Consider the following 15,331-nt stretch of genomic DNA (forward strand, 5'->3'; position numbering starts at 1 on the left):
AACTATTTTTAAACCTTTGTTCATCGAGTTGATAAACAGCATAGCTATTTTCTTTAATATTCTTTTTATCAAGTACTTGTTTGGATAAACTTGTATTATCTTTTGTCCAATAACTATTTTGAGCTGTTTTTTGAGCTGTTAAGAGGTTACACGTTAAAATAGCAACAAGAAGAAGAGTCTGTTTTAATTTCATTTGAAATATGTTTTTTGTGTTTTTTTATTAATTTTTTTATCAAATTTACATTTTATAATCCCAAAAAAAAAAGATATTGTGCTTTTAAACAAATTTATTTTATATGACACAACTTACACGGTATTTCTTTTAAAAAAAAGTGTAAGTAGTTTTAAAAATGTTGCTTAACTAATACTGCGGGTTTTATTTGCATATCCAGTTGTAAATAGATTGAAAGACCTTATGATACCGTTTCAGCAGAAGTGGTATTATACCCCAGAAATGAGGGGGAGTTATTCTATAAAATAGGTTCACTCATCAAACAAATATACTAATCTTTTCCTCGTGACCCCGAGGCAGAGCCTCGAGGAATTCTTGGATCAAGTCTAAAAGATACAATGTAACTGTTGGTTTCTGGATAATATGTTTCACCGCTATGGGTGGTATTATTTGCGCATTAATGCTGTTTTAACTTTTATTTATAAGTTAATCGTTCTACATTTGCGCTGTGATTTTTTTTTAAATTTGGATACCCATTTAACAATAGAAATATATTCCTCGTCAACTCAACTTCCAAATAACTGGAACGACTTGGCCGTAGACAATGTTTTTTTACGCAAGGAATATCTGGAAATCTTGGAGAAATCGGCTCCAAATAATATGAGCTGTCATTTTATTGGGTTCTTTAACGAAGAAAAAATAGTTGGAATCGCACTTTCACAATTTTTAGATCTTAACAAGCTCGAATCTTTTGGAGAACGAGATAAGTGTATAAAAACTTCCGTCCGAAATATTATTTTTAAAAACTTTTGTTCCCACGTACTAATTATTGGAAACAACATGCTTTCGGGACAAAACGCCTATTATTTTTCGGATAGCATAGATAAAATTCATGCCTTAAAAACATTGAAAATTGCTTCAGAACAATTAAAAAGTCTGTTTTTAAAAAAGGGATTCAAAGTACATATAACTACATTTAAAGACTTTTCGAAAGAAGAAATGCCAAACTTTCAACTTGCAGGTTTTCAAGATTCCTATCAATTTTCTACCCAACCAAATATGCTTTTTGATATTCCAGATCATTGGAAAAAAGAGCAAGATTACATAGATACTTTGTCAAAAAAATACAGAGACCAATATAAACGAGCTAGGAAAAAAGCGGAAGGTATTGTTAAAAGAAAAATGAACTTGGAAGAAATCATAAAACACGAAGATACTATTTATGAATTGTATCATCATGTAGCTAAAAATGCTCATTTTAATACTTTTTTTCTACCAAAAAACCATTTTAGAACATTTAAAGAATCCCTAAAGGACAAGTTCCTTTTTTATGGTTATTTTCTTGATGAAAAACTGATAGGATTTAATACTATCATAAAAAATGGCGAAGTAATGGACACTTATTTCCTAGGTTATGATGACACCATTCAGCGTGAAAAAATGCTATATTTAAATATGCTCTACGATATAGTTGCTTACTCAATCAACAAAGGATTCAAAGAGATTGTCTTTGCTCGAACCGCGCTCGAAATCAAAAGTTCGGTAGGAGCAAAACCTCAAGAAATGTTCGGATTCATGAAACACAGCAATTCAATTATTGATCTTGCAATAGATAAAGTTTTTTGCTACCTCGACCCAGAGGTGGTTTGGCAAGAAAGAAATCCGTTTAAATAGTTTTAAAAACTAAGGAATTGCTACTTTAATTTTTTGAGGAACTATCTTAATATTTAATTTTTTTAAAGCACCATAATATTCCCCATCAATCTAAAACTTACTGGAATATATCCGGAAATTATCTTTCCTAAAATAATTAAATCTAGATTTTTTATTATTACTAATTCAAACCTTCCGTCATTCATAATTCCATTAGGATTTATCGTTACTCCAGTACCATATTTTTTTGAATTGGCAATTACAATCATTATCGCCTCAGATTTTATGGTTCCATTATTAACAGTAATTGTCGCCACAAATGAATCCCCCAGATCAATTAATGTTTTTAAAGCTTGCAATAAATATCCCCATTTGCTATGAAGATCACTGTTTTCATAGTTTTTGTCAAGTTTCGCATTCAATCCCAAATCACTCAAGTGGTAACACTTTTTGTTGATTATTTCAATCGTATCCCGTTTGATATAATTTCCCTGAAAAGCAATAGCTACATTTTCATCTAATGTTTTCATTAAACCCAAATCTACCGCTAATCCATTGGAAGAACCTGCAGGCAAAATTTCTAGAATCACTTCCTTGTTTTCCATTGCTTCGGCAACCATTTATATGGTTCCATCACCACCAAAAACAATAATTATTTCTGGTTTATATTTTTCATAAAGCTTTTTTAATTTTTGAATATCATTTTTTACAGAAGTTATATATTGCATAAGATTCTGTTTTTTATTGGACGCGAAAATTGTTACAGCTTCGATAAAATTTGATTTATCAATGCCTCCAAAAATAGGATTAATAACAATTAAAATATTGTTTTTCAAGGTTTTAACTTGATTATTCCTTAAATTTAATTAATTTTATTGACCCTTCAAAATTCCATACAATGAAGCCTATTTTAAAATTATATCGAGGCCATGCCAATGAGCAGCAATTAATCGTAATGGGACATTTTTTTAAACCAACTAAAAGAAAGGATTACGATTTTTGTAAAAAAAAGCTTCAAAAATGCTACTTCAGTAATTAGTTTATTCCGAATTAAAACACACCCAAATGCAGCCGTTTATCTTGAATATGATGGCACAAAAATACATATGAAAACGCTTGTTGACGGGTATTTTAAGTTCTGTGTTCCATTAGAAAAACAAGTAAGGAAAAAAAAGAAAAAGTCATAACTGTTCTGAAAAACCTCGAAAGTTTAGGCATTGCTGTTTGCTATTTCACTGATAGCCGTGAAGCTAATGCCCATTCAAAAAATATTGGACTAATTTCATAAGCCCGAATCGTCAATCTCTTCCTGGACAACTTCCCAATCTAAAAGCAGTTTGTCAAGTTCTGCCTTTTTCTTGTTGTAAGCTATAAAAAACTTTGCATCTTCAATGTGTTTGTCGTAATTAGAAGAAAGCATTTTGTCGTCGTGCTGAATATCTCTTTCCAATTGCTTGATTTGACTTTCGATTTTACTTAATTTATTTTGAAGAGCCTTGCCTTTTTTCTGGTCTTCATAGGATGTTTTATTGCTTTCTTTAGAAACAACAGCTTTTAACTCATCTTTTTTCTCGACTTCACGCATATTCTCCATATTACGTTGCTCCAAGAAATAATTGATATCTCCTAAATATTCTTTTATTTTTTGGTCTTTGAATTCATAAACTAAATTAGACATTCCTTGTAAAAAATCTCTATCGTGAGAAACCAAAAGAAGTGTTCCCCCAAATTTTTGCAAAGCGGCCTTTAATACATTTTTGGATTTAATGTCCAAGTGATTTGTTGGCTCATCCATCAAAAGTACGTTGATGGGTTGCAACAACAGTTTGCACAACGCCAGACGGTTTCTTTCACCTCCAGAAAGGACTTTTACCTTTTTTTCGACATCATCGCCACGAAACAAAAAAGACCCCAACATATCACGTACTTTAGATCGGTTGGTATCCATTGCGGCATCTTCCATAGTTTGCAAAAGTGTAATCTCACCATCTAGATATTCTGCTTGATTCTGTGCAAAATAACCCAATTGGACATTATGCCCTAATTTAATCGTTCCTTGGTATTCGAATTCGTCAACAATAGCCTTGATAAAAGTAGATTTTCCTTGCCCATTTTGTCCAACAAATGCAATCTTGCTACCCCGTTCTACTAATAAATTAATGTCTTTTAAAATTATTTTGTCACCATATTTTTTGGTTACATCTTCCGCTTCGATAACCACTCTTCCAGGTTCTTTTGAAACAGGGAAAGTAATGTTCATCACTGAATTATCATCTTCATCTACTTCGATACGCTCTACTTTATCTAATTTTTTTATTAAAGATTGTGCCATCGAGGCTTTGGAAGCTTTGGCACGAAATTTTTCGATTAGCTTTTCGGTTTCTTCTATTTTTTTGGCTTGATTTTTTTGTGTAGCCAATTGTTTTTCGCGAATTTCGTGTCGCAATTCCAAGTATTCAGAATAGGGTTTATTGAAATCATACGCTTTACCAAGGGAAATTTCGATAGTTCTATTAGTCACATTGTCCAAAAACATTTTATCGTGCGAAACAATCACAACAACGCCTGGATAATTGCGCAAAAAACTTTCTAACCAAATAATACTCTCAATATCCAAGTGATTCGTGGGCTCATCTAAAAGCAAAACATCGTTGGCTTGCAATAATAATTTAGCTAATTCGATTCGCATTCGCCAACCTCCCGAAAAAGTTTCGGTTTGATTGTCAAAAACTTCTCTTTTAAAACCCAATCCCAGAAGAATTTTTTCGGTGTCCCCAATATAATTATATCCGCCCAATAATTCAAAACGATGTGTGTAATCGGATAAATCCTCAATGATTTGGCTATATCCTTCACTTTCATAATCTGTTCGCGTAACCAAAAGATGATTGATTTCTTCGAGTTTTTTTTCTACAATTTTAATATCAATAAAAGCTTCGTATGCTTCTTCTAGAACCGTTCTTCCTTGTTCAAAATCGATATCTTGACGCAAGAATCCCATTCGAACTTCTTTTTCTTGAGAAATAACTCCAGAATCAGGAGCAAAATCCTTGGCAAGGATTTTTAGCATAGTCGATTTTCCCGCACCGTTTTTGCCAACAAGGCCTACCCGGTCTCCGGCGCCCAATCTAAAGGTTACTTCTTCAAATAAATAAGTTCCTCCAAAAGAAACAGACAAATTATGTATGTTAAGCATGTTTTTGTTACAAATGTTACATTAAGAAAAGTACAAAAGTGTACCTTCGTTGAAAATTTTTGCAAATGTTAAAAAAAGGATCCAAACTAAATAGTATTTTAACAGGAACTTGTCCTAGATGTCAGAATGAGAGCATGTATTTGGATAAAAATCCGTTACATTTTACGAAAATGCTCAAAATGAACGAAAAATGCAGTCATTGTGATTTGAAATATCAAATCGAACCATCCTTCTTTTATGGTGCGATGTATGTAAGTTACGGATTGAATGTTGCGCTTGGTGTTGCAGCATTTATCCTTTCATATGTTATTTTTAATTCCAGTATAAAAATTGCCTTTATTTCAATAATTGCATCTAATTTTGTTTTATTTCCATTTGTTTTGCGATGGTCAAGAAATATATATATTAATATGTTTGTGTCTTACGATCCTGATTTGAAGAAATAAATCAGCTCTTACGAGCAAATCTTCGAATGTCAATTTCCCTCTCCAAAGGCTTTTTAAATTCAATGTTTTCAAACAAAGCTTTTGCCATTGCTGGCCCAAGCATTACGCCTCGTGTACCTAAACCATTGAGGATATGTATCGAATTATGATTTGAATAAGTTCCCACTAATGGCCGTCTGTCTTTGACCGTAGGCCGCACTCCTGCCAAGTGAGAAATAATTTCAAAATCACAATGAATTACTTCTTTTATTTTTTCGATTAATTCTGTCTTTCCCTCTTCGGTTGGTATATCTGTTTTGTCTTCCCAATTGTAGGTAGCACCAATTTTAAACAAATTATCACCAAGGGGCAGAATGAAAACACTTGAATTCACGATTACGTCTAAATCCAGTAGTGGTGCTTTTATAATGAGCAATTCTCCTTTTGTACCGTCTAAAGGCAAGCCCTTAAAATAAGGATTTGCGTGCATACCAAAACCTTCCGCAAAAATAATGTGTCTTGCCTGAATATCTTTGTAGCGAATTCCATTTTCTTCTTCCTTCAAAAGAGTGTAATCGAAAGATTCTTCTAGGAAGAATTGGTTTTTAATAAGGTATTCTTTGTAATGTTTCAATAATAATGCCGTGTCTACATATCCTGTTTGCAAGACTTCGCCATAACCGAAGGGGGAATCAATTCCTGTATATTTTTTAGTGATTAAATTGGTCGATAAAAAGGCAGAAAGATTTGGTTTGTCTGAAGCCGCGAACCAATTATTCTGTTCTTCGACAGAATAAAATCGTCTCAAAATAGGCGTCTTTATATCGATTTTGACATCAAGTTTTCTCTCTAAAATAGCGAAAAATTCATTCATTATGAACAAATGCTCTTTGGCCTGACCCACTTCGCTAAAGCGTTTTAAAATGACTGGATTATACAACCCTCCGGCAATTTTGGAAGAATTTTGTGAATTATTGTCCAACACCAAAATAGACTTACCATTTTGCAATGCCATTTCGGAAAAAGAAATACCGGCTAATCCTGAACCTATTATTAAATAATCTAACATTTTTTAAATTGTAAATTTGAAACAACAAAAAACTCTTACCAAAGGCAAGAGTTTTTGTTGTATTTATATCATTTGACTTTTAATAATTCCACATATTTTCTTCGAAATCACGTATTTTTTCCTTTACCCTATGTGATTCCAGCAATTGATTTTGGGCGTTATCTTTCATATAATTTGCAATTGATCTATCACCATATACATTATCTTCTTGATAAATTGTAGCATTAAATCGTCTTGAATTTAAAATTTGGTCGAAAGAAACTGGCATCGCTGAATTTTTGTCATTAAAGGATTTGGCTTCATGCAAGACATCTCTTGAGGCTGGGAAAAATACCCAGAATAATTCGATATAATCTTTTTCATCACTGTTCATTGTATATACATCTGGAGTAACAGGACAAATACCAATCAATCTATACTTTAATTCGCTTTGACGTATGTCAAAATACCAATATCCTTTAATTTTATATTGAGTAACGTCTTGAGCTGAAAGGTCTTGTTTCAGAATGTATTCTGGAGATATTTGAAGTCCAGCGTTGATTTGTTCTTTTCCCGAATCAGTTGTGTCAATACGTGTCAATGAAGCTTGAATATCTTTATAGGACTTTTTAGTATTAAAATAACTATCTGTATACACTTCAGAAATTTCTCCGCTTCGAATCCCTTTTGTCAAAATATCATATAAAGACCTTCTGTCGGGTCCAATGTTTGTAGTGTCAATTGGGAAATATAAAGGAAAATTAATTCTTTCGCTTAAATCAATAATCTCCCAAACCATTTTACCCATCATAACATCTCTATCGTCAACATATCCGTATTCTAAAGGCCTATCGTTGTCAGAAATGAGTTGTGCATCGGACTTAATCCCAATTTCTTCGGGAATCTTTGCATTAAGTAAATTAGTCTGCGCGTAAGTAGCCAAACTCCCAAAAAAGGAAATCATAACAATCAAAAAATTTCTTGCATTCATCATAATATAATTATAAGTTATAGAAGTAGTTTTATTATCAAACTCCTTTTATTGTATTTCATAAATTACTATTGCTGTTCTTGGCAATAAATAACTACCAGCTCCAACAAGCTTCGTTTTAATTTCAGAAATAGTTACTTGATCTCCTCTGCCTACTTTTGAAAGAACTGATTTACAAGCAGCATTCAATTTATTTCCTTGGACAACAACGGTAGGATACCCGGTTACTTTTAAATTAAAACCAACAACATCTAGTCCAACTTCAAAATCAAAATCTTCTAATTTTGCTCCAATTGTAGCAATTTCCAAGTTCGATTTAGGCCCTTTTACGATACCCGTTTCTCCTCTTATTGTCCCCGTTGGGCTAGGAATTCCTTTTATTCTAAAGGTTTTTTTATCAACAACTTTTGAATTGTCAGGAAGAGTTCCTGTAACATTAATCACAACTTCAGTTCCTGAAGTTGGTCTCATACTGAAAGCTCCTGGGCTTCCCGAAGACGTCAAACCTGGCGCAGAAGCATTAACCTTATCCGCAGAAATTCCCGCAAATGAAATCGTCATTGGATTAACAACGCCGCGATATACTACGTTCATTTTATCGGCGGAAATTGTTGCTGATTTTGGTCTTGCAACAACAACATAGTTGCCTGTGATTTTTAATGGGACGTCTTTTCCGTTTTCTTCAAAATTGAAAGAACCTGTAATTGGATGTTCTCCAATGTTACCTGCACCAAATGAAAAGTCAGCTTGTCCAGCCTGTGCTTTTACATTCATGCCGTTAACCACCACGGATTTAGCAATTAAATCTGGATCAAATTTACCAAGTATGACTTTACCTGTAACGGCTTCTCCTTGAAAGAAAACAGATTTTGAAAGAACAACAATAGGTTCGTATTTTGTAAGGGATGCTGCAGCAATCAAATCAGATTGAAACATTGAGGCCATTACATCACTTTCGGTTGCTTTTATATCGGCTTGCAGTTGGGTTAATTTAGTAACCGTTGCAATTAAAGGAAAACCTTTATAATGATAATTTATCCATGGTTCTGGCATAATTACATCTTTCTTTTTAACAGGATTTGTTTCAAATCTTTTTTCGATTTTTTTAATTTCAACTTCAGGAAGTTTACTCCCCGCAATTTTTTTAATTTCAAAAGGGTAGTTTTTTATTTTATCCAAAAACTCTTCACCTTCCTTGGATGTTCTTTCTCCGTTGAAGAATAGTCTGTCTACTAAATCCCCTTTATCCATTTGTTCATACAGATAATTACCTTGTTCATCTTTCTCGGTTTTACTGGTAACTATGGTTTTGATTTCTTCTATATAATCACAATACTCTTTCGAAATTTTTCTAATTTTTTCGACTATTTCTTTTTTACTACCATATTGCCCAGGTTGCTCTTGTGCTTTTTGGGCTAATTGACTAAATGAATCTGTATTTCTAACATCGGTAATTGCATTTGATTCGATGATCTTCTTGTTCAAAATTCCAAAAGCAGATAATACTTCTTTTGACATATTTAATGCTAACATCGCGATAAAAACCAAATACATTAGGTTTATCATCTTCTGTCTAGGGGTTAATTTTCCTCCTGCCATATTTTCTAATAATTATTTTATTATTGTTATACTATAGTTTGAGACTAATTATCCTTTGTTGCTCATTGCAGAAAGCATTCCACCATAAACATTGTTTAATGATGACAAGTTTGTGGTCAATGATTGCATTTGTTCTTTTAATTTTAAGTTATTTTCTACTACTTCTTCATTTATTTGTGCATTTCTAGAAGCGCTCTGTAATTGTATTTTATATAAACTATTTAATGATTCCATTTGAGCTGCAGCCATAGTCAACTCTTCACTGTATTTTTTAGTCGAAGCAATAGAATCTGCAGTAGGCATAATGCTTTTAGCAGCACCTTCAAAATTTTTGATGCTATTTCCTAAACTAACCATCAATTCTCCATCGATTTTAGCTTCTTTTAACATAGCGTCTAATTTTTTAGACAATAACCCTTGAGCATCGGATGAAGTTTCAGCTTTATCTGATTTCTTTCTGGCTTCTCCATTAGCGAGTTCCGGGTAAACTAAAGTCCAATCTAATTCATCTTCAACTGGTTCAAATGCTGAAAGGGCAAAAATCCCAGCTTCAACAACAAGACCTATGGTAAGCATTAAATTTCCAGTTATAAAACCAAATTCAAGGTGTGTAATTTTGAATAAAGCTCCAATAATTACAATAGCTGCGCCCATTCCGTATGCAAAATTCATATTTTTTTTACTTACTAATGCCATAATATTTGTTTTTTAGATTAAAATTGATTGAAGTATAGGTTAAGTATTATTTTTTCTTGATTTTCTCCGTTGTTTGAGTTCCCATATAATCTTGGACAGTTCTAAAACCAATGAAACTTCTTGCAGAATCTGCGTATTCAAATGTTCTTGTACTTACTTGAAGATAATAGGCGACATCTTTCCATGAACCCCCACGAACCACTTTGCGTTTATTTGATGTATCCATATTACTTGGATTCATTGAAGAAACATATTCGTATGCATTTGAGTCGTATGCAGAGTCAGTCCACTCTGCAACATTTCCTGCCATATTATAAAGGTTATAACCATTTGGCTCATATGATTTTGCTTCTACGGTATATAAAGCTTGATCCGCTGCATAATCACCCCGCATTGGTTTAAAATTAGCAAGGAAACAACCTCTATCATTTTTAGTATATGGCCCACCCCAAGGATAAGTAGCTGATTGTAAACCACCTCTAGCTGAATATTCCCATTCGGCCTCAGTAGGTAATCTGAAATTATTGGTCAAATCACGACCTTTCTTTTTAGATTTTATATAACTGTTTTTATATAGTGTTCTCCATGCACAGAATGCTTTCGCCTGATCCCAGTTTACACCTACAACAGGATAATCGCCGTAGGCTTGATGCCAAAAATAATCATTGTGCATTGGCTCGTTATAGGAATAGGAAAAATCTTTAATCCATACGGTTGTATCAGGATAGATTTTTACTTGTTCCGTTCTAATAAAATCTTTACGTTTCCCAACCTTAGCTTTTGCCGCAGCTTGAATATCCATCCAAGAATATCTGAATTTTAATTTATCAACATCAATTGTTCTTAAGCCATTGTAAGATGCTTCTAACGGCAAATACATTGAATCCATAACTTCGGTATAGTACTCGTCTGGGTAAGACTTGGTCTCTTTAATTAATTTCACTTTGTGGTTGAGTTTTCTCCCAGCATAAGGATCATCATCAGTGCCAATACTATAATAATTATCATACATGTATTTATCATAGGCTGTCATTTTTTCAGGATCTTGGTCATTAAAAGCGAAATCGCCTATGCTTCCTGAATTCTTGCCCTTACCACTTGCTTTTGAATCTCCGGGTTTTATTCCCTCATCATCAGCAAGAATAGCTAATCTAACTCTCATTGTTGAATCTTTTACCCATTCTACAAATTGACGGTATTCCTTATTGGTTATCTCTGTTTCATCCATATAGAAAGACCGAACTGTAACTGTTTTAGTAGGTGCGTCTCCAACATTGGCAATGTCCTCATCTGATTTTCCCATAATATAAGAGCCTCCAGGAACTAAAGTCATTCCAAAAGGTTTTTCAGGATGCCATTTTGCTCCTTTAACACCAACCAATTCGCCTTTATCGCTTGATTTACCACAGCCAATTAATAAGGTTAAAATTGCCGTAAATGCAATGAACTTCTTCATATAAATTAATATTATATTTTCATTATTATTAAGTCAGTAAACCTATTTATTATTCTTTAATAAAACAATTATTTGTCACAGTATTTGTTTTAAAGACCAAAACTAAAATTTAAAACGGTAAGAAAAAATATTTTATCGATAAAATGCTTAGAAAAATATCTATAAAATGCTACAAAACATTTTATTTATAAGTTTTTTTAACAAATAACACTCCATATATAAGCTTCAAATATTTTAATATGATTGTATATATGTTGTTTATCAATAATTAAATCACATTCTTGCGCTGAGCTTTCCACCATCTCTCTGGAATTTGCTGATTGCATGCTCCCAAATATTCTTCATAAGAGCAAGGTAATAACGTGTTTTTGTTCAACTTATTATTGCCGTTTATAATAAATGGTATTTCAACCCACCATCTATCTGTCTTATTACTTTTATAGAAAACCAATTCGTCCTCCAAAGGTATTATGTATTTGGTATAATTTTCTTTGCTTCCAAATGGATATTCATTAGATCGGTAATGAAGCCCCTCAATAAAATACCAAATAATTTGTGCTATTAAAACAGATTCTCGCTTGGAATTATTGTGATTGAAGACCCCAAAAAGCGAAACTTTATCACTTATTCCAGCATATCTTGACAACGCACAAATTTCTTTTCCATTAAACCCATTAGGCATAAATGGATTTAAAATCCCAGAATCAGATGATTTTACGACTGTTAAATCAACGCTCACAACATCAGCATCCCTAAAAACAGGTTCGGCAATAGAAATATTATTTGAAACCTCTCCTAAACGATAAGCTTCAAAAAATAATTTATCAATCAAGTCAATTTCTTCTTGGGAATTATAATAGGTTTGGTAACCAATATTACTGTAATTAAAAAGATTGTTAGGCTCATCAATAATTATTTTCGTTAAATACGATGAAGCCGAAACTGGATCACTTTCTTTTCCAAAATCAAATTTATTATCAATTGAAACCAGATTTACCATTTGCTCCAAGTCATCATATGCTCTGTAAAGCGCATAAGTCAAGTCTTGTGAGCCGCCAATAACAATAGGAATAATTTTTTTCTTAATTAAAATTGAAACTACTTTTTTTAAGGCAAAATAAGTGTCATCACTAGAATTCCCAGCAAAAATATCACCCAAATCGGCAATGGAAGCATCCCAATTACCGGGAAACAATCCGTATAATTCTTTTCGAATGTGAGACAAATCAACTTGTTCAGTCTGGTTTTTATCCCCACGATTATCCAAAACACCAATTATAGCAACTTTGATTTTGTTTATATCAGGAAAATCTTCGATAGTATGAAATACCACTTTACTCCCCAGTTGTTGAGAAGAAAACTCCTTTATAAATTGAAGGATTTCGTTATCTAAAGGTTTTAGAAAATCAAATTCCATATTATTTCTTTTTGACAACCGCTTTCTTCGCTGCGGGTTTCTTTGTTGTAGTTGTTTTTTTAGCAGCAACCTTCTTCGCTGGCGTTTTCTTAGCAATCATTTCTTGAACCTCTTCTAATGTAAATTTAGTGGCATCAATATCTTTGCTCAATTCAATTTTAATCTTCCCTTTTGTAATTACTGATCTTCCCCAACGGGCTTTTTCGACCAAAATTCCTTCTTCCTTCCAATTATGCAAAACCTTGTCGATATTTTTTTGCAATTTATCCTCAATCAATTCTTCAATCTCGGCTTGTGATAAATTATCAAAATTGTATTTCTTATTCACATTGATAAAAATTCCGTCCCATTTTATAAATGGACCAAAACGCCCCACTCCTTTTTGGACTGGTTCTCCTTTATAAGTAGCAATTGGTGCATCGGCTTTTGCTTTCTCGTCAATTAATTCCTGAGCTCTTTCTATAGAAACATCCAATGGATTTTCGCCTTTCGGCAAAGAAACAAAAACACTTCCGTGACGCACATACGGACCAAAACGACCATTACTTACCTCAACCTCTTCGCCTTTATAAATGCCTAAATTCTTTGGTAACAAAAACAAATCCAACGCTTCTTCCAAAGTAATATTTCCGATATTTTGCTCCGCCATTAAGCTGGCAAATTTTTTCTCTTCGTCATCAGCAGCTCCAATTTGAACCATTGGACCAAATTTTCCTAAACGAACCGAAACTGGTTTTCCTGTTTTTGGATCTGTTCCAAGGATTCTTTCCCCGCTTTCTCTATCTGCATTGGCTTCTACATCTTTCACAATTGGGTGAAATTTATCATAAAATTCCTGCATCATTTTTGTCCATTCGATATTTCCTTCGGCAATTTCATCAAAATCCTCTTCAACTTTGGCTGTAAAATTATAATCCAAAACAGTTCCAAAATTTTTGACCAAGAAATCCGTTACAATAGTACCGATATCAGTAGGAACCAATTTCCCTTTATCAGAACCCGTGTTTTCTTTGAGTAATTTCTCACCTACTTTCCCAGATTGCAAAGTCAGTTGCGTGTAATTGCGTTCCTGACCGTCAAGATTTCCTTTCTCTACATAATTTCTGTTGATAATAGTAGAAATCGTTGGAGCATAAGTCGAAGGACGTCCGATTCCCAGTTCTTCCAGTTTTTTTACCAAAGAAGCTTCGGTGTATCTTGCAGCTGGGCGAGAATATCTTTCGGTAGCCGTGATATAATTATTTTCTAATTTTTCGTTGACTTTCATCGCCGGCAACATTCCTTCTTGCTCATCGTCATCATCATCATTTCCTTCCAAATATACTTTCAAGAAACCTTCAAAAAGCAAAACTTCACCAGATGCCGTGAATATTTCACTGTGATTGTTGGTCTGAATTTTTACGTTGGTTCTTTCTAATTGAGCATCACTCATTTGCGAAGCTAATGTTCTTTTCCAAATCAAATCATACAATCTAGCCTGGTCTCGATCAATGTTCACAGTATGTCGCGACATGTCCGTTGGACGAATTGCTTCGTGGGCTTCCTGAGCTCCTTTGCTTTTATTAACAAAAGTTCGTGGCTTAGAGAATTCCTTTCCGTAGGATTTTATGATTTCGGCTTGAGCCGCTTCCATCGCATCTTTCGACAAGTTTACACTATCCGTTCTCATATAAGTAATAAGTCCAGCTTCGTATAAACGTTGTGCTAATTGCATCGTGATGCCAACAGGCAAGTACAATTTTCTTGCTGCTTCTTGTTGTAAAGTTGAAGTAGTAAAAGGTCCTGTTGGTGATTTTTTGGTAGGTTTCGTTTCTAAATCCGAAACTTTATAAGTAGAACCAATATTCTTTTTCAAGAAATCTTCGGCTTCTTTTTTGGTATTGAAATTCTTTGGTAATTTTGCCTTGAATGATTTTTCAGATTCATTAGTAAATTCGGCTACTACTGAATAAGACGCTACAGGATTAAAGTTCTGAATTTCTCTTTCTCGTTCCACAATCAAACGAACTGAAACGGATTGTACACGACCTGCAGACAGTCCTCCTTTAATTTTTCTCCAAAGAACCGGCGATAATTCATAACCCACTAATCGGTCTAAAACTCTTCGAGCTTGTTGTGCATTGACCAAATTATAATCGATTTCACGGGGATTTTCGATTGCCTTTAAAATCGCAGATTTCGTGATTTCGTGAAAAACAATTCGTTTCGTTTTATTTTTATCTAACTTTAATTCTTCCGAAAGGTGCCAGGAAATTGCTTCTCCCTCACGATCCTCATCCGAAGCCAACCAAACCATATCGGCTTTCTTAGCTAAAGTCTTCAATTTGCTTACCAATGCTTTTTTATCGGAAGAAACTTCGTATTTCGGCTTAAACCCGTTTTCTACATCCACTCCAATTTCTTTGGAAGGCAAGTCGGCAATATGACCATAACTTGACTCCACTTGGTAATCACTTCCTAAAAATTTTTCGATGGTTTTTGCCTTCGCAGGGGACTCAACGATAACTAAATTCTTTGCCATGGGTTTGTTTTTCTGGGACAAAAGTAGAAGAATTTTTTAAATATTAAGATTTTGAATAAGTTTTTAAATTTAAAATCTCTAGAATTGAATAAAAATAATAAGGATAAATAGTCACCATTTTACTTCTGTTCGTTTCATTATGTTAACTTTACTTATC

Annotated in this window: 14 protein-coding genes; 3 read left to right on the forward strand and 11 right to left on the reverse strand. The window is 33.5% G+C overall.

What is annotated here, in order from left to right:
* Positions 1-193, reverse strand: a 193-nt coding sequence (locus tag AABM59_RS05955; protein ID WP_338408065.1) for a hypothetical protein, incomplete at its 3' end; no start/stop codon positions are given.
* Between the two features lie 210 nt (positions 194-403).
* Here AABM59_RS05955 and AABM59_RS05960 point away from each other — a divergent pair.
* Entirely contained in the window at positions 404-481 is a 78-nt protein-coding gene (locus AABM59_RS05960; RefSeq protein WP_338408077.1) for a DUF2779 domain-containing protein, read from the forward strand.
* Positions 482-697: 216 nt separating this feature from the next.
* Positions 698-1,846, forward strand: coding sequence for a GNAT family N-acetyltransferase (locus AABM59_RS05965; RefSeq protein ID WP_338408066.1), 1,149 nt, complete (start codon positions 698-700; stop codon positions 1,844-1,846).
* Positions 1,847-1,908: 62 nt separating this feature from the next.
* Here the strand turns inward: AABM59_RS05965 and AABM59_RS05970 are convergent, their stop codons facing one another.
* The 3 genes from AABM59_RS05970 to AABM59_RS05980 form a co-directional block, all read right to left on the reverse strand.
* Positions 1,909-2,445, reverse strand: a complete 537-nt coding sequence (locus AABM59_RS05970) for a hypothetical protein (protein ID WP_338408067.1) — start codon at positions 2,443-2,445, stop codon at positions 1,909-1,911.
* Positions 2,446-2,661 (reverse strand): diacylglycerol kinase family protein, encoded by a 216-nt coding sequence (locus AABM59_RS05975; protein ID WP_338408068.1) that lies wholly within the window; start codon positions 2,659-2,661, stop codon positions 2,446-2,448.
* Positions 2,662-3,107: 446 nt separating this feature from the next.
* Entirely contained in the window at positions 3,108-5,021 is a 1,914-nt protein-coding gene (locus AABM59_RS05980; RefSeq protein ID WP_338408069.1) for an ABC-F family ATP-binding cassette domain-containing protein, read from the reverse strand.
* 65 nt (positions 5,022-5,086) lie between these two features.
* Here AABM59_RS05980 and AABM59_RS05985 point away from each other — a divergent pair, with 65 nt between their 5' ends.
* Positions 5,087-5,467, forward strand: a complete 381-nt coding sequence (locus tag AABM59_RS05985; protein WP_338408070.1) for a DUF983 domain-containing protein — start codon at positions 5,087-5,089, stop codon at positions 5,465-5,467.
* Position 5,468: 1 nt separating this feature from the next.
* On the opposite strand, the gene AABM59_RS05990 is transcribed toward AABM59_RS05985, so the two are convergent.
* The 7 genes from AABM59_RS05990 to topA form a co-directional block, all read right to left on the reverse strand.
* Complete coding sequence (locus AABM59_RS05990; protein WP_338408071.1) at positions 5,469-6,515, reverse strand: FAD-dependent oxidoreductase; 1,047 nt, start codon at positions 6,513-6,515, stop codon at positions 5,469-5,471.
* Positions 6,516-6,594: 79 nt separating this feature from the next.
* Positions 6,595-7,485 carry a gliding motility protein GldN gene (gene gldN / locus AABM59_RS05995; RefSeq protein WP_338408078.1) on the reverse strand — a complete coding sequence of 297 codons (891 nt, stop codon included), beginning with the start codon at positions 7,483-7,485 and terminating at the stop codon, positions 6,595-6,597.
* Positions 7,486-7,533: 48 nt separating this feature from the next.
* Complete coding sequence (gldM, locus tag AABM59_RS06000) at positions 7,534-9,084, reverse strand: gliding motility protein GldM (RefSeq protein WP_338408072.1); 1,551 nt, start codon at positions 9,082-9,084, stop codon at positions 7,534-7,536.
* Positions 9,085-9,132: 48 nt separating this feature from the next.
* Entirely contained in the window at positions 9,133-9,780 is a 648-nt protein-coding gene (gene gldL / locus AABM59_RS06005) for a gliding motility protein GldL (RefSeq protein WP_338408073.1), read from the reverse strand.
* A gap of 46 nt (positions 9,781-9,826) precedes the next feature.
* Positions 9,827-11,236 (reverse strand): gliding motility lipoprotein GldK, encoded by a 1,410-nt coding sequence (gene gldK, locus AABM59_RS06010; protein ID WP_338408074.1) that lies wholly within the window; start codon positions 11,234-11,236, stop codon positions 9,827-9,829.
* Positions 11,237-11,504: 268 nt separating this feature from the next.
* Positions 11,505-12,653 carry a formimidoylglutamase gene (locus AABM59_RS06015; protein ID WP_338408075.1) on the reverse strand — a complete coding sequence of 383 codons (1,149 nt, stop codon included), beginning with the start codon at positions 12,651-12,653 and terminating at the stop codon, positions 11,505-11,507.
* A gap of 1 nt (position 12,654) precedes the next feature.
* Positions 12,655-15,174: a type I DNA topoisomerase gene (topA, locus tag AABM59_RS06020; RefSeq protein ID WP_338408076.1), complete on the reverse strand. Its 2,520-nt coding sequence runs from the start codon at positions 15,172-15,174 to the stop codon at positions 12,655-12,657.
* Between the last annotated feature and the right edge of the window lie 157 nt (positions 15,175-15,331).

The sequence above is a fragment of the uncultured Flavobacterium sp. genome (genome assembly GCF_963925185.1).
Lineage (GTDB): Bacteria > Bacteroidota > Bacteroidia > Flavobacteriales > Flavobacteriaceae > Flavobacterium.